The organism is Thauera aromatica, assembly GCF_023093595.1.
In the GTDB taxonomy this organism is placed as follows: Bacteria; Pseudomonadota; Gammaproteobacteria; order Burkholderiales; family Rhodocyclaceae; genus Thauera; species Thauera aromatica_A.
In genome coordinates, this window is the sequence record NZ_JALLIK010000109.1 from 134,436 (window position 1) to 155,536 (window position 21,101).

A 21,101-nucleotide genomic window follows, 5' to 3' on the forward strand; every position below is an offset into this window, starting at 1 on the left:
ACACGGGCGGTGAAACAACACGGGGGGATGGCATCGCCATCCCCCCGTCTCGCTTGGCGGGGAGCGAGGCCCCGCCCATGTCCTGATCTGCCCGGCTTACTGGCTGGGCGGCACGTAGCCCGAAACCTGGTCGGCGCCCCCTTCGAAGAAGTGCTTTTCCATCTGCTCGGACAGATACTTGCGCGCCCGCGGCTCCATCAGGTTGAGGCGGTTCTCGTTGATCAGCATGGTCTGGTACTTGACCCATTGCTGCCACGCTTCTTTCGACACGTTGTCGAAAATCCGCTTGCCGAGCGCGCCCGGCACCGGGGGCAGGTCGAGGCCTTCGGCCTCGCGTCCGAGTTTGACGCAGTTCACCATGCGAGCCATGTTGCTATCCTTTTGCTGTCGGGTTCATCGGAACTTTGATCGCGCATTTTAGCCGATTCGGCCGCGCCCGCCCGCCGCATCACAGCGCCTTCACGAACACCTTCGAGCGGCGCTGCAGGTTGTAGAGCTCGCGCTTCTTGCGCGGCAGGGCCTCGGGGCCGATTTCGTTGAAGCCGCGCTCGCGGAACCAGTGCGCGGTGCGGGTGGTGAGCACGAACAGGCGTTCGAGCCGCTGCAGCCGCGCGCGCCGCTCGATGCGGCGCAGCAGCTGGTCGCCGAGGCCGGCCCGGCGGTACTCGTGGGTCACCGCCAGGCAGGCCAGCTCGGCGGCATTGTCCTCGCTGAACGGGTAGAGCGCAGCGCAGCCGACCAGCACCCCGTCATGCTCGACGACGCTGAAGCGCTCGATTTCCTGCTCGAGCAGCTCGCGCCCGCGGCGCACCAGGGTGCCGTCGGCCTCCATCGGCGAGATCAGCGCCACCAGCGCGCCGACGTCATCCACCGTCGCCTCGCGCAGGCGGAACAGCGGGTCGCGCGCGACCACCGTGCCGACCCCGGCATGAGTGAAGAACTCGAGCAGGAGGCCGCCGTCGAGGTCGTGATCGATCAGGTGGCAGCGCGCCACCCCCTTGCGCACCGCGCGGATCGCGCACGGCAGGAACAGGTGCAGGTCCTCGGTCAGCCCTTCGCCGGTGTCGAGCTTGGCCTGCGCCTCGTCGGCGGTGACCGACTCGACGAGCTGCCCCTCGGCGTCGAGCAGGCCGGGCGCATCGCACAGGTAGATCAGCTTCTCGGCCTTCAGCGCCACCGCCACCGCCTCGGCCACCTCCTCCATCGCCAGATTGAAGATCTCGCCCGCCGGCGACACCCCGAGCGGCGTGATCAGCACCACGTTCTGCTGGTCGAGGTCGGCGTTGATTTCCTCGGCGATGATCTTGCGCACCGCTCCGGTGTATTGGTAATCGACCCCATCGACCACCCCGACCGGGCGCGCAGTGATGAAATTGCCGCCGGTGACGCGGATGTAGCTGCCCGCCATCGGCGTGTTGGGCAAGCCTTGGGAGAGCAGCGCCTCGACTTCGACACGGGTCACCGCCATCGCCGATTTCACGCATTCGAGCGCCTCGGCGTCGGTCACCCGCAGGCCGTGGTGAAAGCGCGGCTCCAGCCCGCGGCGAGCCAGCTCGACGTCGATCTGCGGGCGGGCGCCATGCACCAGCACCAGGCGGATGCCCAGCGCCGCCAGCAGGTTGCAGTCGTAGGCCAGGCTCTGTGCGCGCTCTCCGGCAGCGACTTCGCCGCCGAAACCGACGACGAAAGTGCGCCCCCGAAAGGCATGGATGTAGGGTGCCGCGCCGCGCACCCAGGCGACGAAGCGCGCCGTCGCGTCATCGACCCTGGGCGCGCGGGCCGCGCCCGGGGACGGGGGAGAAGAAGGGGACGTGGAGCTGGATTCGGTGTTCACACATTCACCACTGCGGCATCGACCGGGCAAAGGCGCGGCCGGGGGCTGGATCGAATGCCGGGATTCTAGCCCGAATGCACGCCCCGGTTCGCGCCCGCCCCGCCACCGGGCTCATCCGAGCGCCGCTTCCAGGCGTTCGCAGATCGTGCGCAGGACCTTGATCCGGGCAAAATGCTTGTCGTCGGCCTCGACCAGGGTCCAGGGCGCATATTCGGTGCTGGTGCGATCGACCATGTCGCACACCGCGCGGCTATAGTCGTCCCACTTGTCGCGGTTGCGCCAGTCCTCCGCGCTGATCTTGAAGCGCTTGTGCGGCTGGGCTTCCCGCTCCCGGAAGCGCGCCAGCTGTTCGTCCCTGCCGACCGCCAGCCAGAACTTCACCACCACCGCCCCGGCCGCGACGAGCTGATCCTCGAAATCGTTGATCTCGGCGTAGGCCCGCATCCAGTCGGCCTCGGAGCAGAACCCTTCGACCCGTTCGACCAGCACGCGGCCGTACCAGGAGCGGTCGAACACGACGACCTTGCCGCGCGGCGGCAGATGCCGCCAGAAGCGCCACAGGTAGGGCTGGGCGCGCTCTTCCTCGGTCGGTGCGGCGATCGGCACGATGCGGTACTGGCGCGCATCGAGGGCGCCGACCACGCGCCGGATCGCCCCGCCCTTACCGGCCGCGTCCATGCCTTCGAACACCAGCACCAGCGCGCGCCGGCGAAAGGCCGCCGAGCGCGACAGCAGGGCCAGCCGGCCCTGCAGCGGCTCGAGCAGTTCGTCGTACTCCTTGCGCTTCATGTCCTGGCGCACCAGGGTATCGAGCACATTGACCCGATCGATGCGCGGCGGCAGGGGCGCCACCGACAGGCGCGCCATCCAGTGCTGGCTTGCCGCGTCGAGGCGGCGGCGCAGCGCGGCGAGCAGGGTGCGGCCGGCAAACAGCGCACGATAATTCGGGTCCGAGCCATCGACGATCAGCCACGGCGCCTCGCCGGTGCTGGTGGTGCGCAGCACATGGCCCGCCACTTCACGGTAGCGGTCGTAGCGCGCATAAAAGCGCCAGTCGCGCGCGGTGATCCGCCAGCGCGTGCGCGCGTCCTTTTCCAGCTCCCGCAGGCGCCTCTTCTGCGCCGCCTTCGACAGATGGAACCAGAACTTGATCAGCAGCACGCCCTCGTGCGCGAGCATGGTCTCGAAACGGCGGATCTCGTCCAGGCGCTGGTCCAGTTCAGCCTTCTTGCAGCTGCGCTCGACACGCTCGCGGATGGGCTGGGCGTACCAGTTGTTGAACAGCACGCCGATCTTGCCGCGCGGCGGCAGCGCACGCCAGAAGCGCCACATGAACGGACGCTCGGCCTCTTCTGCGGTCGGCGCATCGAACGCCCAGGACTGGATGTGGCGCGGGTCCATCCACTCGTTGAGCAGGTTCACCGTCTCGCTCTTGCCCGCGCCATCGACGCCGTTGATCAGCACCACGACGGCGAACTGGCCGAGTTCGAGCAGATCGAACTGGGCATCGAGAAGTTCGGCGCGCAGGCCGGGCACCGCCGCGTCGTAGTCCTCCGTCGTGGTGCAGTGGCCGAGTTCGGCGGATTCGAACATGCGATGGACTCCTTCGTCGATCTGCGACCATCGGCAGCAGGCCGCGCAAGCGGCGCGGGCGCGACCTTCAGAAATCGCCCCAGCGTGCCTGCACCACCGCGAGCGCGGCCAGGCCGGCGGTTTCGGTGCGCAGCACGCGCGGCCCCAGGCTCACGCGCTGGCAGCCGGCGGCATCGGCCGCGGCCAGCTCGGCTTCGCTCCAGCCGCCTTCCGGGCCGACCAGCAGGTGCACGCCGGCCGGCGGCCGCGGGGCGTCGGCAAAGCCGCTCGCCCCGCCCGGCGCGAGCAGGTAGTTGCGGGCCTCGCGATGGCTCGCCAGCCACTGCCCCAGCGCCTGCACCGGCCGTACTTCGGGAATGCGGTTGCGCCCGCACTGCTCGCATGCCGACACCGCCACCTGCTGCCAGTGCGCCACGCGTTTGTCGGCGCGCTCGCCGCCCAGGCGCAGCACCGAGCGCTCGGCCTGCACCGGCTGGATCGCGGCGACACCGAGCTCGACCGCCTTCTGCACGATCCAGTCCATTTTGTCGCCGGTCGCCAGCGCCTGCACCAGCACCACCTGCAGCGGCGACTCGCGATCGGCCGCGCTGCGTTCGCCGAGCACGGCCACGGCCGTCTTGCCGCGCACCACCAGGCGCGCGGCGACCTCACCCCCCTCGCCATCGAACAGGGCCAGCGCCTCGCCCTCGCGCAGCCGCAGGACGCGCAGGGCATGGTGGGCGAGCGCCTCGGGCAGCACCACTTCGCCCCCCGCAGGCAGGCGATCCGGAAAGTGGAAACGTGAAATCATCGTAAGATTATAGGCCCGAGCACCGCTCACCCGACCGGCAAGGAGTCCGTCATGCCCACCGCCTCGCAGCGCCTCGCGCGCGCCCGAGCGCTCGAATCCCTGGTGCGCGACATCGCGCGCGAGGAAATCCTGCCGCGCTACCTGAAGTCGTCGCGCAGCCGCAAGGCCGACGGCTCGCTGTTTACCGAAGCCGACCTCATCTCCCAGCACCGCTTTTCCGAAGCGCTGCCGCAGTTGCTGCCGGGCGCGGTGCTCGGCGAAGAGATGAGCGCCGCCGAACAGGCCGTGCTCTGGAACGAAGGCGGGCGCGGCCTGTGGTGCATCGACCCCATCGACGGCACCACCAATTTTGCCAACGGCATTCCGCTGTTCGCCGTCTCGATCGCCTACCTGATCAACCACCAGCCGGTCCTCGGCGTCGTCTACAACCCGATCACCGATGAATCCTTCTACGCCGCCCGCGGCGCCGGCGCCTTCCTCAACGGCACCGAACTGCCGCTGCGCCCGAGCGCGGCCTCGCTCCACGACGCCGTCGCCGGAGTGGATTTCAAGCGCATCAGCCACCATCTCGGCGACGAGCTCGCCGTGCGCCCCCCCTACTACTCCCAGCGCAACTTCGGTTCGAGCGCGCTCGAATGGTGTTTCGTCGCCGCCGGCCGCCTCGATGTCTATCTGCATGGCGGGCAGATGCTGTGGGATTACGCCGCGGGCTGCCTGATCCTCGCCGAGGCCGGCGGCCAGGCCGAAGCGCTCGACGGCGGGACGCTGATGTCGGGACCGGCGATCAAGCGCGGAGTGATTACCGCGGCCAGCCCGGCGCTGTTTGCCGAATGGTCGGCCTGGGTCAAGGGACACTCCTGACCCGCCCCGCCTCCAGCACGCTTTTCCGCCCCCTGCGGCGGCCCCCACCACCGCGCCGCTCCGACAGCGCACGCCTCCGGCGGAGACCACCATGTCCATGAAGCACCCGATCATCGCCGTCACCGGCTCGTCCGGCGCCGGCACCACCACGGTCAAACACACTTTCGAGGCGATCTTCCAGCGCGAAAGCGTCAATGCGGCGATCGTCGAAGGCGATAGCTTCCATCGCTATACCCGGGCGGAAATGCAAGCCCTGATCGAGGACGCCGAGCGCACCCACCTGCGCGGCATCAGCCATTTCGGCCCGGAGGCGAACCTGCTCGCCGAGCTCGAAAGCCTGTTCCGCGCCTACGGCGAGTCGGCCACCGGGCGGCGGCGCTACTACATTCACAACGAAGCCGAGTCGATGCGCTGGAACCTGCCGATGGGCACGTTCACCGAATGGGAAGACCTGCCGGTGGGGACCGACTGCCTGTTCTACGAAGGCCTGCACGGCGCCCTGGTCACCGGCGAAGTCGACGTCGCCCGCCATGTCGATCTGCTGATCGGCGTGGTGCCGATCATCAACCTCGAATGGATCCAGAAGCTGCATCGCGACACCAAGCTCCGTGGCTACACCGCCGAGGCGGTCCAGGACACCATCCTGCGCCGGATGCACGACTACGTGCACCACATCGTGCCCCAGTTCGCCCGCACCCACATCAACTTCCAGCGCGTGCCGGTGGTCGACACCTCGAATCCCTTCATCGCCACCAGCGTCCCGACCCAGGACGAATCAATGGTGGTGATCCGCTTCAAGGACCCGCGCGGCGTCGACTTCCCCTACCTGCTGCGCATGATCCACGATTCATTCATGAGCCGCGCCAACACCATCGTGATCCCGGGGGGAAAGCTCGACCTGGCGATGCAGCTGATCCTCACGCCGCTGATCTGGAAGCTGATGGAACGCCGCCGGCAGTGGGTGTGAGCCGCCCTCACCACAGGTAGAACATCGTCACCCACGGCAGCACCGCCCCCGCCGTCGCCACCGCGAAGGCGGCGAAGGCCGCGCCCCGGCGGCCCACGGACGGCGGCGCGCGGCGCAGCTGCAGGGCGGCGAGGACGAGACTGGCGGCGGTGGCCAGCGCGAGCAGCCCGCCACGCCAGAGCGGCAGCGCCGGAATCACGACGCCTTCGGCCGCGAGCAGGGTCACGGTCAGCGCCGACAGGCCCAGGAACACGCCGACGCCGCCGAGCGGAATCAGCGCGTAGGCCAGGCGCAGGTGCGCCCGCGCCTCGCCCAGGGCAAGGCCCGCCACGCGCAGCCACAGGCTGATCCAGCCGCCGATGAGGAGCGCGGCGGCGCCGATGTAGGCGAGGATCATCAGGCCGTCGAGCCAGGTGAACACGTCGCTCGCTTCCGGGTAATGGGTCAGCAGCCACCACGGAATGTCGCTGTCGAAGAGGGCGAAGGCCTCGCGCTCGACCAGCCACTCGGCGACCGCGAGCTTGGCGCGCACGAACCAGGGCGAAGCCGACCACTGGAAGGCGCCGATCGCGGTGCCGATGACGCCGAACACGAGCAGGCGCACTTCCCAGGGCTGGACATCGGTGCCGCGCAGGCGCGCGACTTCACTGCCGGGCAGACGCGCGGCGAGGCTCACCGCGTCGCGGTGGCCGGCGCAGCGCCCGCACATGTGGCAGTCGGCGGCGCTTTCCATGCGGCGGATGTCGACCAGCGGCGCACAATCGACCGCCCTCCCCTTGCGCGCCGGCGCGGCCTCCCAGGCGGCGCGGTCGGTGCGGAAATGTACCGGGGCGAGGCGCGCGAGCAGGCCGAACACGCCGCTCACCGGGCACAGGTGGCGGCACCAGACGCGCTTGCCGCGCCCATAGACGAGGCCGACCGCGACCGCGGCGACGGTCGAACCGCCGAGCACCAGCAGCGCGGCCTGGGCGTATTCATACACGCTGACCAGTTGCCCATAGACGGTGGTGAGGACGAAGGCGACGAAAGGCCAGCCCCCCCACTTGATCCAGCGCGGCACCGGACGGCCGAGGCCGACGCGCGAAGCCTGCTCGGCGAGAAAGCCTTCCGGGCACAGCACGCCGCACCACACCCGCCCCATCAGCATCATCGACAGCAGCACGAACGGCCACCACAGACCCCAGAACACGAACTGTGCAAACAGGGTCAGGTCGTCCCACAGGCGGGCGCCGGAAGCGGGCAGCGGCAGGAAGGCGGGGGTGACGACGAGGACCAGGTACACCGCCAGCACCGCCCACTGGAGGCCGACGATCGAGCCGCGATGGCGGCGCATCGCCTCACCGAGACGGGCAAGCACGGGGGGCCGGCGCGGCGCCGGCGCAGACGCGGTGCTACCGCTCATCGCCTCCTCCTTGCACCGGGAGCCTGCCCGGCAGGGCGCCAGCCGGACGCCACCGCTCGGCGCGCCTCGCTCACCGGACGACCCTCCTGTCGCTACGCGACCTCCTCCCCGGGGGAGGCGAGCGCGTCCCTTCGGGCGGCCGTGCGGGCGCGCTCATGCCACCCTCCGCCGCTGCAGGCGGCCGAGCGCAGCGACCAGCAGCCAGTAGCCGCCCCACGCGCACAGCGCCATCAGCGAGGGCTGCGAACGGTAGCCGGCGAAGGCGCTGGCGATACCGCCGAGCGTGCCGCCATCGTCGAGCAGCGCCGAGCTGTCCCACACCGGCTCGAGCAGCGGCGGCAGCCATTCGAGGTTGATCAGGCGCTCCACGCCCGCGACCAGCAGGCCGGCGGCAAGCAGCAGCAGCACCAGCTCGCTGGCGCGGAAGAACACCCGCTGCGGCAGCCAGTGCGCACCGCGCTGGATCAGCCAGGCGGTCAGCAGCGCCAGCACGAAACCGATGCCGGCGCCGGCGAGCATGCCGTTGAGCGCCGCGCCCGACTGCTCGAGGCCGAGCCCGTAGAGGAACAGCACCGTCTCCGCGCCCTCGCGCCCGACCGCGATCGCCGCCAGCAGCGCCACCGACAGTCCGCCCGCATTCTCCGCCGCACGCGCGAGGCCGGCCTCGAGCTCGCGTTTGATGTGGCGGCCGTGGGCGCGCATCCACAGCACCATGTGGGTGATCAGGCCGGCGGCGAGGATCACGATCGCGGCCTGGAACAGCTCCAGCGCATCGCCGGCGAGCTGGCTGCTCAGACCAAGCATGGCGAGCGCGAGCACGCCGGCGAGCACCAGCCCGCCGCCGACCCCTGCCCACAGGTGGCGCACCCCGATGCGGCCGTCGCCGCGCGCGCCGATCCAGGCGTAGAGGATGCTGATCACCAGGATCGCTTCGACGCTTTCGCGCCAGACGATGAACAATGCATTACCCATGGTTCGTGCTCTCGACCGTACTCGTTATTTGTAGATGCCGCGTGCTCCGCGCCGGCCCAGCTCAGCGCGCGATGAACTGGCCCTTCGCGGTGTCGGGATGGAACTCGCCGAAGAAGGGATAGGTGCCGGCCTTGAGCGGCGGGTAAATCGTCGTGCGGGTGACGCCGGGGCCGACGACGAGCTCCTTGAACGGGCGCGTGGTCTCGAACTCTTCCGGGCCGGCATTGCGGTTGATCAGGCGCAGGCGGAAACGGGTGCCGGCCGGCACTTCGATGGTTTCGGGGGTGAAGCGGCCGTTCTCGGCGACGACCTCGAAGGTGGGCATCTCGGCATGCGCCGCGAGCGGCGCGACGAGCAAGATGGCGGCGAAGGCCGCTGCGGACAGGCGGACAGGATTCATGATCTCGATAGGGGCACGCTGAATGGCGAAAAACCCCGCCCGGCACGAAGCGGGGCGGGGCAGAAAGGGCGGAAGAGGATCAGAACGCATAGAGTCCGCGCAGACCGAACACCGTGACCGATTCCGCATCGGGGTCGGCGGCGGCCCGCCGGATGTATTGCAGGTCGGGCGTCAGCGACAGCTGCGGGTTCACCTGCCAGCGGTAGTAGAGCTCGGCGACCTGCTCGGCACCACGGGCGTCATAGCCGAAGTCGGCCGACAGCGGTGCTTCGGCGCGGAACTCGTCGCTCGCGCGCAGCCAGGCCCAGGCCAGGCCGACGCCGTCGGCACCACGGCCCCAGGCATTGCCGGTGAGCTCGCTGCCCACGGTCAGCGCGCGGTCAAAGGCGGCCTTGCCCGAACTCGCCCGGCCGTAGCGGGCGAACAGGGTGAGGTCTTCATGCACGCGCTGGTCGATACTCAGGCCCCAGCCGGTGGTGGCGTCGACGCTGCCGTCGAAGCCCTCGTACTGGCCGTTGCGCCAGGCATAGAGGCGATAGTTGCCGTCGAAGCCCTGGTTCTTGCGCCCGTACTCGAGCTGGCCGATGACGAAGGGCTTGGTGAAGCTGCGCCCGAACTTCGCCCCCTCGCCGGCACCGAACGCGGCCACCGAAGCCTGCCACCAGTCCGGCGCACTGCGCTCGTTGCGGTAGGCCAGGCGCAGGCCGGGACTGAAACCGTAGTCGTCGGCGCCGACCGCACCGCCCGAGTCGAGCAGCGGGTTATGCACGAAAACGTTGTTGAGGAACTTCTCCGCCTCGTTGTCGGCGATCGCGTTCTGGTCGAAGAATACGAAGGGGTCCATCTTGCCCACGGTGAGCTGCAGGCTGTGCGGCGTGTTCGGGTGCGTACCGAGCGGCGTCGTCAGCTGGTACCAGGCCTGGGCGACGATCGCGTAGCTGTCCTGCGAACCGGCCCCGCCCTGGAAGGCGAGACTGTTGTAGGCGCCGGTGAAGGCCGGATTGGCCTCGGGCAGGCCTTCGCCCTCCTGGCCGACGCGCAGCTGGGCGAAGAACTCGCCCGTACCGGCGCCGATGTCGCCTGCAGGCAGGGTGATGCCGAGATCACCGCGCCACGACAGCAGCGAGACGTCCTTGCCGTCGGCATTGGCGTCGCCGTCGATGCGCTGCGCCACCGCGGCGACGCTGGCCTCGACCGCGATGCCGTCGAGCGCTTCGGCCAGGCGGGTGGGCGCACCGATCGCCTCGGTCTTGGCCTCGACCGCCTTCAGGCGGGTCACAAGCTCGGGTTCGCGGGCGCTGATGCGGTCGCTCTCGAGGCCGGCGGCGACTTCCTTGCTGGCCTGCTCGAGCGCGGCAACGCGCTGTGCAAGCGCGGGGGCCGGCGCCGGTACAGCGAGGCGGGCTTCGAGCTCGCTGTTGCGCTTTTCGAGCTTCTCGACCCGCTCGGCGAGCCGGCGCAGCTCGGCGAGCAGCTTGTCCTGGGGCGGTGTCGCCGCCTGCGCCGCGCCGCCAGCGGCGGCGAGCAGCGCGACGGCGAGCGCCGTGCGGGCAATGCGCGGGGACGCCATCTCAGTAGCCGCCTTTCTTGCCGATACCGACATAGGTGAATTCGTTTTCCACCTCGAAAGGCTTGAACCACGGCCGCACCCCGGTGGCGCGGTCGGTGTGGCGGCCGAAGTGGTTGCCGTGCCCCTCGCCCGGCGGCAGGATCGTGTACTTGACCCTGTACTTGCCGGGGCCGTCGAGCTTGATGTTGTCGCCATAGTGCGGACCGTCGCTCGCCACCATCGGCATGAAGTCGCCGACCTGCTTCCAGTCGCTGCCGACCTTGGCGATTTCGAACTTGACCGTCAGGTAGGGGATCCAGCTGCCTTCCTCGAAGCCGTTCGGGTTATCGGCGAGCGCACGGATGTCGGCCTCGATATGGATGTCCGACTCGCTTGCCTTCTTCATCATCCCGTCCGGCTCCATCTCGATCGGCTGCAGATAGACGGCCGCCACTTCCATGCCGTGGCGCTGCTGCGGCGTACCGATCGGGTACTCGAGGGCGTGGGCGCTGAACGACAGCGCTGTCAGCGCCGCGGTAACCAGAGTGCAAAACGGGATGCGGGACATGGACTCTCCGATTCATGGAAAAGGATCAAAAAAGCCGGCGCACGCGCCAGCCGGAACACAGGCGGAAATAATATCGATATTGAGAATTGATTGCAATACGACATTGTCTCGGTGAATGCATTTGCCGGTATTCATCCAGGTTCCGCTCTCCCCGTGACGGTGACTGGGCCGCCCGCCGCTCGGTCAAGTGGCCGAGGTCGAGGTATGCCGGGGGATGGCGATCGCGAATCTGGTGATGCCCGCGGAGGACCGCGCGGTGATTTCACCCCCATGCGCACGAACGATCGAGCGCGTGATTGCGAGCCCCAGTCCCGCTCCCTCTCCGTGAGACTCGCGCTGGGCATTGCCGCGATGGAAGCGGTCGAAGATGCGCTCGAGCTGATCGGCGGGGATGGGGTCGCCGACGTTGCTCACGACCAGGCGGACGCGAGCGTCGTCGGATTCGATCGCGATCGTGATCTCGCCTCCCGCCGGCGTGTGGCGCAAGGCGTTCGAGATCAGGTTCGACAGTGCCCGCCGCAACATCGAGCGGTCGCCCCGAACGGTCGCCCGGCCCGTGCGCACGATGCGGACTCCGCGCTCATCGGCGAGCGCGTCGTAGAAGTCGATCAGCGCATCCGCCTCGCGGGCCAGATCGATCGACTCGCCCCCACGGGCGAGCGTGTTTCCGTCTGCCTTGGCAAGGAACAGCATGTCGCTGACCATGCGCGCGATGCGCTCGTATTCCTCGAGATTGGACGCCAGGATGTCCTGGTATTCCTCGGCCGTGCGTGACCGCGACAGCGCGACCTGGGTCTGGGTCATCAGGTTCGAGACCGGCGTGCGCAGCTCGTGCGCGATATCCGCCGAATAGTCGGCAAGCTGCTGGAACGCGGCTTCCAGGCGGGCGAGCATGCCATTGAAGGCTTCGACATGGTCACGCACCTCGAGGGGCGCATCGCCGGCCGCGAGCCGTTCGCCCAGCTGGCGGGCCGAGAGCCTGCGGGCGGTCTCGGTGACCCGGCGCAGCGGGGCGAGCCCCCGGTGAGCGGCAAGCCACCCGAACAGGGCCGCCACCAGCGCCGCCACGGCCACGCCCGCCCAGGTCGCGCTGCGCACGGAGGCGAGAAAGTGCGCGTGATGCGACAAATCCAGCGCCACCAGGACTTCGAGTGCGGTATCGCCCGCGCGCCCCCCCGGCAACGCGATGCGGGCCTCGACCCCGCGATGGGGCCGCCCCTCGACCGACCAGTCGCCCGCCCCGTCCTCCGTCGCGGCGGCGAGAGGCGTGCCCGCGCGTTGCGCGGGAGTGAAATGCTCCGGATGAATGACGTGCACCACGCGCCCGCCGGTTTCGCGCAGCAGGACGCCCACGCTTTCGTGCCCGACAAAGGCGCGCTCGAGCACCTGGATGCGCTCCGCCAGCGCGGAATCCCCGCTCTCATCCTGCAGGGCGTTGCGGATGAGCGCGACCTTTCCGTTCAATTCGTGCAGGTCCAGTTCCTGGAAGTGCGCGTCCAGCATGCGTCCGAAAAGAACCGCCGCCAATACCAGAAGGGAGGCGGTCAGGGCCGCGAAAAGGCTTGCCAGGCGCGCGGTCAGCGAACGGATGCGGATCATCGTCAGGCCGGCTCCATCGCTTCGAGCACGTAGCCCATGCCGCGCACGGTGCGGATCAGCTTGGGTTCGAAGGGGTCGTCGACCTTCACCCGCAGCCTGCGAACGGCGACCTCGATCACGTTGGTGTCGCTGTCGAAGTTCATGTCCCAGACCTGCGAAGCGATCAGGGAGCGCGGCAGCACCTCGCCCTTGCGGCGCAGCAACAGTTCGAGCAGGGCGAACTCCTTGGCGGTCAGGTCGATGCGTTGCCCGCAGCGGGTCACACGGCGGCGCAGCAGATCCAGTTCCAGGTTCGCCGAGCGCAGCATCTCGGGCTCCTGGCTCCGCCCCCGGCGCAGAAGCGTGCGCACGCGCGCAAGGAACTCGGAAAACGCGAAGGGCTTGACCAGGTAGTCGTCGGCGCCGAGTTCGAGGCCGCGGACCCGATCCTCGACCTGATCACGCGCAGTCAGGAACAGCACGGGCATCGCCCTGTTGTTGCGGCGCAGCGTCTGCAGGATTCCCCAGCCATCGAGCGAAGGCAGCATCACATCGAGCACGACGAGGTCGTAGTCGCCATTGAGCGCGAGGTGCAGCCCATCGAGGCCGTCCCTGGCGAGGTCGGCGACGAAGCCGGCCTCGGTCAGACCCTGGCGCAGGTAGTCGCCGGTCTTGATCTCGTCTTCGACGATCAGGATTTTCATGGTGTTACTCCTGCACGTTTCTTTCTGCATGCGTCCGATTTTGCTCCTCGGGCTCGGACGCCACGCGGGATTACAGAAATGTAACCTCCAGGTCAGGCCGGCGACAGGTGCGCAGGCGCAAGATGGCTTGCGTGGCACGTCCTTGCGCGTCGCAACGGCTTCGCACCGCAATCACTGGGAGATCGATCATGAAACACCGTCTGAATCGTCTTGGCCGGCTCGCGCCGGTTGTCGCCCTGGCGGCAGTCTTGTATGGCGGCCCGGTCGTGGCACAAACCACGGATCAGGCGCAGGCGTGGCCTCCCGCAGCCAGCGTCCCGGCGCTCCAGGCACGCATGAAGTCGATCCGTGAAACGACCGATCCTGCGCACCGCATGGCCCTGATGGAGGAGCAGATCAAGGCCCTCGATGCGGCCTCGCAGAGCATGCCCGCAGGTTGCCCGATGGTGGGTGGCCAGGTGCAGGGCGGGCCCATGGGCGCAGGCCCGATGATGAAGGGGGCTGGCCCCGGGGCTGGACCAATGGGCGGCATGATGATGGATCCCAAGCTCATACAGGAGCACATGAAGCTGATGCAACAGCACATGGGCATGATGCAGAACATGATGAAGATGTATCCGGGCACCAAGCCGGCGATGCCCAACTGAGGCGCCAGACGCGGGGCGGCGGCTTCGTCGATCGCTCCGCGTCAGATTCACCACAAGACCGGCAAAGAGACGCTCCCCATGCAGAGACGAATCCTCCACTTCGGTGGAGGACTGGCCGTCGCCCTAGCACTCATGACGGGCGCCCCGGCCGAGTCCTTGTCGCCATCGATCCCCGCTGAACACGAGCCTGCCGAGACCCGGCCTGCGGCGGCGAGTGCGCAACCCAGGCCACAGGCCCTCCCCGTTTACCGCTCACCCCTGAACGACTACCGGCCCTACCGCATTGACGAGCCCCTGCGCTCGTGGAAGGACACCAACGACGAGGCCGGGCGCCTGGGTGGACACATGGGTCACCTCACACCGTCTTCGAAAGGGGACGAGCGATGATCGCGAGCCTTCCCGTATCGTTGCTGGCCGCCGCCGTGCTGACCGGGTGCGCCAGCATTGCGATCGATCGGAACTTTGCCGAGGTCGAGCGTTTCGCCCGCGAGCAAGCGGGGAGCGAAGTACGCTGGCTGCGCTCGGAGACCGATCGTGATGCGATGCGCGGCGAGGTCGATCGCCTGCTCGCGCAGCCGCTGCTGATCGACGACGCGGTGCGCATCGCACTCGGCTACAGCCCGGCCTTCCAGACCCTGCTGGCGGATGCCGCCGTGGCTTCGGCGGACGCCACCGGTTCGGCCCGCATCGGCAATCCGGTGTTCACCTTCGAGCGCCTGTTCCGTTCGGGCGCAGAGGGGCGCGAACTCGACATCGGCCGCTCGCTGGGCATCTCGCTATTCGATTTACTGTTCCTGCCCGCGCGGCTGGAGCAGGCCGAGTTTCGCCAGCAGCAGACCCGGCTGCAGTCTTCCATTGCACTGCTGGGCACCGTCACCGAAGTGCGCCAGGCCTGGATCGATGCAGTCGCTTCGCGGCAGGTCGCCCGCTACCGCGAGGAAGTGACCACGGCCGCCGGTACCGCTGCCGAGCTGGCGCGCCGGATGCAGGCCACGGGCAATTTCAGCCGCCTGCAGCGGGCACGCGAGCAGGCACTCGCCGCCGAGGAAACGGCCAACCTGATCCGCGCGCGGCAGAACGCCAGCGCCGCGCGTGAGGCGTTGATCCAGCGTCTGGGGCTCTCCCCTGGCCAAGCGCAGGCGCTGCGTTTGCCGGACCAGCTGCCGGCCCTGCCCGAGGTGCCGATGGATGAAGCGACCGCCGGCGCGACGCTGCTCGAGAACCGACTCGACGTGCGCATCGCCCGCACCGACCTCGAGCGTACGGCGAAGAGCCTGGGCCTCACGCGGGTGACCAGCGTGGTGAACGGCCTGCATGTGGCGGGCGTACGCAACAGCGAGACCGGCGAATCGAGCCAGCACGGCTTCGAGATCGAGCTGCCGCTGCCGCTGTTCGACTTCGGCGATGCCGCGCGCGCCGGCAGTGAGGCACGCTACCTGTCGGCATTCAACCGCACGCTCGAGGTCGCCAATAACGCCAGCTCCCAGGTCCGGGTGGCCTACGAGGGTTATCGCAGTGCATACGATCTCGCGCGCCACTACCGTAGCGAGGTGGTTCCGCTGCGTCAGAACATCACCGAAGAGTCGGTGCTCCAGTACAACGGGATGCTGATCGGCGTGTTCGAGCTCCTTGCCGCTGCCCGCGCTCAGTCGGCCAGCGTGGTGCAGGCGATCGAGGCCGAACGCGACTTCTGGCGCGCCGAGGCGGCACTCAAGGCCAGCCTGCTCGGCCAGCCGATCGCCCCGCTCACCCTTCAATCGGGCGCATCGCCGGCGCAAGCCGGTGGTGGCCACTGAGCTTTCCGGAGACGCTGATGACCACCCGACGCAGCTTCCTCGCCGGGGCGGGCCTGCTGGCCGCCGCCGGAACCGTCAACCGCGCCGCGCTCGCCGCGCTGCCCGAACCCGTGATCCAGACCAGCGCGGCCACCGCAGCCCCACTGTCGCCACCAGACGGACGCCCCTACGACCCGGTCGTCACCTTGAACGGCTGGACCGCGCCCTGGCGCATGCGCAACGGCGTGAAGGAGTTCCACCTCGTCGCCGAGCCGGTCGAGCGCGAGATCGCCCCCGGCATGGTGGCGCGGCTGTGGGGCTACAACGGGCAGTCGCCTGGGCCCACGATCGAGGTCGTCGAGGGCGACCGCGTGCGCATCTTCGTCACCAACCGGCTGCCCGAGCACACCACCATCCACTGGCACGGCCAGCGCCTGCCCAACGGCATGGACGGGGTCGGCGGCCTCAACCAGCCGCAGATCCCGCCAGGCAAGACCTTCGTCTATGAGTTCGTCGCCCGCCGCCCCGGCACCTTCATGTACCACCCGCACGCCGACGAGATGGTGCAGATGGCGATGGGCATGATGGGCTTCTGGGTCACGCATCCGCACGCGCCGCATCCGCACATCGCACGCGTGGACCGCGACTTCTGCTTCCTGCTCAACGCCTACGACATCGAGCCGGGCAGCTACGTGCCGAAGATCAACACCATGCTCGACTTCAACCTGTGGACCTGGAACAGCCGGGCCTTCCCCGGCATCGGCTCGCTCAACGTCAGGAAGGGCGACCGGGTGCGGGTGCGCATCGGCAACCTGACCATGACCAACCACCCGATCCACATCCACGGCCACGAGTTCGAGGTCACCGGCACCGATGGCGGGCCGACGCGGCCCGAGTCGCGCTGGCCCGAAGTGACCACCGATGTGGCGGTGGGCCAGATGCGCCAGATCGAGTTCATCGCCGACGAGGAGGGCGACTGGGCGATGCACTGCCACAAGTCGCACCACACCATGAACGCGATGGGCCACGACGTACCGACCATGATCGGCGTCGACCATCGCGGCTTGGTCGAGGACATCCAGAAGCTGGTGCCCGACTACATGCTGATGGGCGAGCGCGGCATGGCTGACATGGGCGAGATGGAGATGCCGCTGCCCGACAACACCCTGCCGATGATGACCGGGCAGGGACCGTTCGGCGCCATCGAGATGGGCGGCATGTTCACCGTACTCAAGGTACGCCGCGACCAGAAACCGGGCGACTACCGCGACCCGGGCTGGTTCAAGCATCCGAAAGGAACGGTGGCCTACGAGTGGGAGGGTGCAGTCCTGCCTGAACCCCCGCGCAGCGATGCGGTCGGCGCCTCAAGCATACCGCGTAAAGGGGGCGGACAGCCCATCCAGATGGCCGTACGCAAACCCACCGGCCACCAAGGTCATTGAAATCGAATGCCTCGCCATCGGCACAAAGCACAAACCAATGAAGGTTCACCCATCACAGAGACGGAGCCCCCAATGAAAAGTCGTCGTCGATTTCTGGCCACCAGCCTTGCTGCCGGTGTGCTTGCCGTTCACCGCAGCACGTTCGCCCATGGTAATGCCGAGCATGCCGACAAAGCAGCGTCCGATACCCCCAAGGAGCAGCAGCAATGGGGGATTGCGGGGGACGCGAAAGCCGTCTCGCGCGCGATCGCCATCGTGATGACCGATGAGATGCGCTTCGTTCCGGACCGCATCGAGGTGCGTCTGGGCGAGACGATCCGATTCACCCACGAAAATCGAGGCGCGGTGATGCACGAGATGGTGGTCGGTACGCCCAAGACGCTTGCCGAGCACGCGGAGATGATGCAGCGCTTCCCGGAGATGGAACATGACGAACCGTGGATGTCGCATGTCGCGCCAGGTGGGCGCGGAGAAATGATCTGGCACTTCAACCGTGCGGGGGACTTCCAGTTCGCCTGCCTGATTCCCGGCCACTTCCAGGCCGGCATGATCGGCACGATCAAGGTCGGCTGACAGAAATGTAATCCGTGCGTCAGCGTCCCGTTGGTGAGCGCTTCGCATAATCGTGCTCACTCTCGAACTCACACAGAATTTGAACCCTTGGAGAAGCCCATCATGAAAAAGACCCTCATCACCACTGCGCTCCTGGCCGTGCTCGGCGGCGGCGCCCCGCTTGCGTTCGCACAGGCCGATCACGATGCACATCACGGCGGGGCGAGTGCCCCGGCCGAAGCTAACGCCAAGCTGGCCGAGGGCACGGTCAAGAAGATCGACAAGTCGGCTGGCAAGCTGACCATTGCCCATGGCCCCCTGGAGTCGCTCGGCATGCCGGCGATGACCATGGTGTTCCGCGCGGCCGAGCCGGGCATGCTTGATCAGGTCAAGGCGGGCGACAAGATCCGGTTCGCGGTCGAGAAGGTCGGCGGTGCGCTGACCGTGACGTCTCTCGAGCCCGCCCAGTGACGCCTATCCCGCAGGTGCGTCGCGTTCCACTCTGACCGGCCAGCCGTGGGGATGCCCCACTGAGTGGCTGAACGACGAGGCGGGTGGCGAAGGGCCTGCGCATGCACTTCACCGCCTGCCGGAATCGTTTCTCGATGAAATCCCCGTTCGCAGTACCCTCATCTCACCTGCTACGTCCTGCAGCGCTTGCACTGGTGGTCGCGCTCACGCTGGGAAGTGGCAGTGCCTGGACACAGGGTTCGCCCGACACTCCAACGCTCGGCTCGAGCCCCCAGGCGCTGATTGAATATGCGCGCCACAGCAACCCCGGCTTTGCCGCTGCCCGCGCGGAAGCGTCCGCAGCGCAGGAGCGCGTGACGCCCGCCGGTGCGCTGCCCGACCCGACGTTCGAGGTCGAGCTGATGGACGCCACCAACACCATGAGCGGGCGCTCGGCGTCGTTGCTGCCCGGCCAGGTGGGCGAGACCCGCTACCGCATCACCCAGCCGCTACCCGGGTGGGGTAAGCGCGAGCTGGCGGTGAAGGCCGCCGAAGCCCAGGCGACCCAGGCTGATGCGATGCGCGATACCTCCTGGGCTGAGCTCGCGGCAAAGATCGAGACGCTGTGGTTGCGCTACTACGCCGCCGACCGCGAACTCGTCCTCAACCGCGAGGGCTTGACCCTGCTGCAAAGCCTGGAGGCGCTGAGCCTCACCCGTTACGAGCTGGGTCTGCTGCCGCAGCAGGCGGTGCTGCGCATGCAGCGCGAAATCACTGCCCAGCGCCTCGCGCTCGTGGAGGTCGAACAGCGGCGCAAGGGGCTGGCAGCGGGGCTCAACGGCCTGCTCGGCCGGGCGCATGATGCGCCGCTCGCCACACCCGCAGATCCAGCCCCCTTGCCCGAGCAGCTGGAGGCGGGCGCCCTTTTTGAGTCGGCGGCCAGTGCCAACCCGGACGTGAATGCCGCCGCCTACGGCATCGACGTGGCACGTGCCGAGCGCGAACGAACGTATCAGGACCGCTTGCCGGACTTCGCCGTTGGCGTGCGCAACAACCGCCCGGATGAAGGCAAGGCGTCGTGGGACGTGATGTTCGAGGTGATGATCCCGCTGCAGCAGTCCAGCCGTCGCGCCAGGGAGCGCGAAGCCGAGTACATGCTGATGGCGGCCGAGGCGCGGCGGGAGGACGCCCGCGCGCGCGCGACCGGCGAGCTCGGTATTGCCTGGTCGATGTATGCGCAAGGCCGCGAGACCTTGCGCCTGCTCGAACATACGTTGCTGCCGCAGGCCCAGGCCACCCGGGATGCAAGTCAGGCCGCGCTCAGCAGCGGCAAGGTCGACTTCGACAGCGTGATCGAAGCCGAGCGCCAGCTCATCGACATCCGGACTCAACGCTTGAAGGCCGAGCTCGACACGCGCCTGGCGCTGACAGAAATCAAGAAACTAACGGGGGATCTGAAGTGAGCTCAGCCGTTCGAATGACGGCGATCGCTGTGGGCGTGGCGATTGCCATAGGTGCGGGATACTGGATTGCGCACCTGCAAATTGCTGGAGACCCAGTTCCGCTGATCAGCGAAAGCCAGGCGCAAAGCGATAGCGCAGCGCCCGCCGACGGTGAACGCAAGATCCTCTACTACCGCAACCCGATGGGGTTACCGGACACCTCGCCGGTGCCGAAGAAGGACTCGATGGGCATGGACTACATCCCGGTCTATGCCGACGACCGGCCCGACGACAGCGGCGCGGTGGTCGTCAGCCCGGCGCGCATCCAGACCCTGGGGGTGAAGACCGCAGAGGTCGAACTGCGCACCGTAGATGCCGCGGTCCGCGCCAGCGGTCGGATCGAGCTCGACGAGCGCAGGCAGGTGGTGGTGGCACCGCGCTTCGAGGGCTGGATCGAGCGCCTGCATGTGAATGCGGTCGGCGATCCGGTGAAGAAGGGCCAGCCGTTGTTCACCGCCTACAGCCCCGAGCTGCAATCCACCGGCGAGGAACTGCGCATTGCCGAGCGTCTGGCGAACCAGAGTGAGGCGCAAGATCCAGTCGCGAGCGAATCCGCCCGCCGCCTTGCCGAGGCCACGCGTGCGCGCCTGCGCAACCTGGAGGTGGCCGGCCAGGTCGGCGCACGCCAGGTCTTCCACGCCCCGGCGAGCGGCGTGGTACTGGAGAAGGAGGCCATCGAAGGTGGACGCTTCATGCCGGGAGACGCACTGTTCCGCATCGCCGACCTGTCGAAAGTGTGGATCATTGCCGATGTGTATGAACAGGACCTCGCTCGCGTGCAGGTTGGTCAGACCGCGCAGGTGGCGCTCGAGGCCTATCCTGGTCGCAGCTTCGCGGCGCGGGTCGATTATCTCTATCCGACGTTGGACGCCGCGACGCGCAGCACCCGCGTGCGGCTGGCAATGGACAACACGGAAGGCCTGTTGCGCCCGGGCATGTTCGCCCAGATCGCGCTGGCGGCAGGTGATGCCACTCCGAAGGTTACCGTGCCGACCTCGGCGATCATCGATGATGGCGAGCGCCGGGTCGTTCTCCTCGCCCTCGGTGAAGGCCGCTTCAAGCCGCAGGCAGTGAAGCTCGGCCAGCGCGGACGTGATGTGGTCGAGGTGCTCGACGGCGTGGCGGCGGGCGATCGCGTGGTGGTTTCGGCCAACTTCCTGATCGACTCGGAGAGCCAGCTCAAGGCGGCACTCTCCAACCTGCTCGAGCCCGATGCCGGTGATCAGCCCCAAGCGAGCCCGACGCGTTACGAAGCGCAAGGAACGTTCGATGCCCTGGATGCCGAAGCCGGCAGCGTGACGATGACGCACGGTGAGATTCCGGCTCTCCAGTGGCCGGCGATGACCATGGACTTCATGATTGCCGATCCGGCGCTGGTGAAGAGCATCGCCCCAGGCTCGCCGGTGCGGTTCGTCTTCGAGGCGGGTGAGCCAGGCGAGTACATCATCACAGGCATCGAGCCGGTTGCAGGCACTGCGCCTGCACCGAGCGCCGGCGGTCACGGGGGGCACTGAG

General features: G+C 68.2%; 20 protein-coding genes. 9 read left to right on the top strand and 11 right to left on the bottom strand.

Annotation, left to right across the window (positions count from 1 at the left end):
• Positions 1–96 precede the first annotated feature (96 nt).
• The 4 genes from MXC99_RS15220 to MXC99_RS15235 form a co-directional block, all read right to left on the bottom strand.
• A complete protein-coding gene (locus tag MXC99_RS15220) occupies positions 97–369 on the bottom strand; it encodes an oxidative damage protection protein (RefSeq protein WP_247726257.1) in 273 nt (90 codons plus the stop codon).
• 79 nt (positions 370–448) lie between these two features.
• Positions 449–1,834, bottom strand: a complete 1,386-nt coding sequence (argA, locus tag MXC99_RS15225; protein ID WP_282100160.1) for an amino-acid N-acetyltransferase — start codon at positions 1,832–1,834, stop codon at positions 449–451.
• Between the two features lie 111 nt (positions 1,835–1,945).
• Entirely contained in the window at positions 1,946–3,427 is a 1,482-nt protein-coding gene (gene pap / locus MXC99_RS15230) for a polyphosphate:AMP phosphotransferase (RefSeq protein WP_247726258.1), read from the bottom strand.
• A 67-nt stretch (positions 3,428–3,494) separates the two neighbouring features.
• Positions 3,495–4,217, bottom strand: coding sequence for a 16S rRNA (uracil(1498)-N(3))-methyltransferase (locus MXC99_RS15235; protein ID WP_247726259.1), 723 nt, complete (start codon positions 4,215–4,217; stop codon positions 3,495–3,497).
• A 51-nt stretch (positions 4,218–4,268) separates the two neighbouring features.
• Between MXC99_RS15235 and MXC99_RS15240 the strand changes: the two genes are divergently transcribed.
• Both MXC99_RS15240 and MXC99_RS15245 read left to right on the top strand, forming a co-directional pair.
• Positions 4,269–5,078, top strand: a complete 810-nt coding sequence (locus MXC99_RS15240) for an inositol monophosphatase family protein (RefSeq protein ID WP_247726260.1) — start codon at positions 4,269–4,271, stop codon at positions 5,076–5,078.
• A gap of 91 nt (positions 5,079–5,169) precedes the next feature.
• The gene (locus tag MXC99_RS15245) at positions 5,170–6,045 is read left to right on the top strand and encodes a phosphoribulokinase (RefSeq protein WP_247726261.1); all 876 of its coding nucleotides are present in this window, start codon (positions 5,170–5,172) and stop codon (positions 6,043–6,045) included.
• Between the two features lie 7 nt (positions 6,046–6,052).
• Here the strand turns inward: MXC99_RS15245 and MXC99_RS15250 are convergent, their stop codons facing one another.
• The 7 genes from MXC99_RS15250 to MXC99_RS15280 all read right to left on the bottom strand — a co-directional run bounded on the left by MXC99_RS15250 (position 6,053) and on the right by MXC99_RS15280 (position 13,218).
• Positions 6,053–7,447 carry a 4Fe-4S binding protein gene (locus MXC99_RS15250; RefSeq protein WP_247726262.1) on the bottom strand — a complete coding sequence of 465 codons (1,395 nt, stop codon included), beginning with the start codon at positions 7,445–7,447 and terminating at the stop codon, positions 6,053–6,055.
• A 153-nt stretch (positions 7,448–7,600) separates the two neighbouring features.
• Positions 7,601–8,419: an FTR1 family iron permease gene (locus MXC99_RS15255; protein ID WP_075149388.1), complete on the bottom strand. Its 819-nt coding sequence runs from the start codon at positions 8,417–8,419 to the stop codon at positions 7,601–7,603.
• Between the two features lie 61 nt (positions 8,420–8,480).
• Complete coding sequence (locus tag MXC99_RS15260) at positions 8,481–8,819, bottom strand: cupredoxin domain-containing protein (RefSeq protein ID WP_075149389.1); 339 nt, start codon at positions 8,817–8,819, stop codon at positions 8,481–8,483.
• Positions 8,820–8,898: 79 nt separating this feature from the next.
• The gene (locus MXC99_RS15265; protein ID WP_247726263.1) at positions 8,899–10,389 is read right to left on the bottom strand and encodes a carbohydrate porin; all 1,491 of its coding nucleotides are present in this window, start codon (positions 10,387–10,389) and stop codon (positions 8,899–8,901) included.
• Position 10,390: 1 nt separating this feature from the next.
• The gene (locus tag MXC99_RS15270) at positions 10,391–10,936 is read right to left on the bottom strand and encodes an iron transporter (RefSeq protein ID WP_247726264.1); all 546 of its coding nucleotides are present in this window, start codon (positions 10,934–10,936) and stop codon (positions 10,391–10,393) included.
• Positions 10,937–11,119: 183 nt separating this feature from the next.
• Complete coding sequence (locus MXC99_RS15275) at positions 11,120–12,535, bottom strand: heavy metal sensor histidine kinase (protein WP_247726265.1); 1,416 nt, start codon at positions 12,533–12,535, stop codon at positions 11,120–11,122.
• Between the two features lie 2 nt (positions 12,536–12,537).
• Positions 12,538–13,218 (bottom strand): heavy metal response regulator transcription factor, encoded by a 681-nt coding sequence (locus MXC99_RS15280; protein WP_107221450.1) that lies wholly within the window; start codon positions 13,216–13,218, stop codon positions 12,538–12,540.
• Positions 13,219–13,406: 188 nt separating this feature from the next.
• On the opposite strand from MXC99_RS15280, the gene MXC99_RS15285 reads away from it, so the two are divergent.
• The 7 genes from MXC99_RS15285 (at position 13,407) to MXC99_RS15315 (ending at position 21,100) form a co-directional block, all read left to right on the top strand.
• Positions 13,407–13,865, top strand: a complete 459-nt coding sequence (locus MXC99_RS15285) for a hypothetical protein (RefSeq protein ID WP_247726266.1) — start codon at positions 13,407–13,409, stop codon at positions 13,863–13,865.
• A gap of 383 nt (positions 13,866–14,248) precedes the next feature.
• Complete coding sequence (locus MXC99_RS15290; RefSeq protein ID WP_247726267.1) at positions 14,249–15,661, top strand: TolC family protein; 1,413 nt, start codon at positions 14,249–14,251, stop codon at positions 15,659–15,661.
• Positions 15,662–15,678: 17 nt separating this feature from the next.
• Positions 15,679–17,082: a multicopper oxidase family protein gene (locus MXC99_RS15295; RefSeq protein WP_247726268.1), complete on the top strand. Its 1,404-nt coding sequence runs from the start codon at positions 15,679–15,681 to the stop codon at positions 17,080–17,082.
• 72 nt (positions 17,083–17,154) lie between these two features.
• Entirely contained in the window at positions 17,155–17,655 is a 501-nt protein-coding gene (locus MXC99_RS15300; protein WP_002943419.1) for a cupredoxin domain-containing protein, read from the top strand.
• A gap of 102 nt (positions 17,656–17,757) precedes the next feature.
• On the top strand, positions 17,758–18,105 hold the full coding sequence (locus MXC99_RS15305; RefSeq protein ID WP_247726269.1) for a copper-binding protein: 348 nt from the start codon (positions 17,758–17,760) through the stop codon (positions 18,103–18,105).
• Between the two features lie 134 nt (positions 18,106–18,239).
• The gene (locus MXC99_RS15310) at positions 18,240–19,547 is read left to right on the top strand and encodes a TolC family protein (protein WP_247726270.1); all 1,308 of its coding nucleotides are present in this window, start codon (positions 18,240–18,242) and stop codon (positions 19,545–19,547) included.
• A 14-nt stretch (positions 19,548–19,561) separates the two neighbouring features.
• Positions 19,562–21,100, top strand: coding sequence for an efflux RND transporter periplasmic adaptor subunit (locus MXC99_RS15315; protein ID WP_247726271.1), 1,539 nt, complete (start codon positions 19,562–19,564; stop codon positions 21,098–21,100).
• Position 21,101 lies beyond the last annotated feature (1 nt).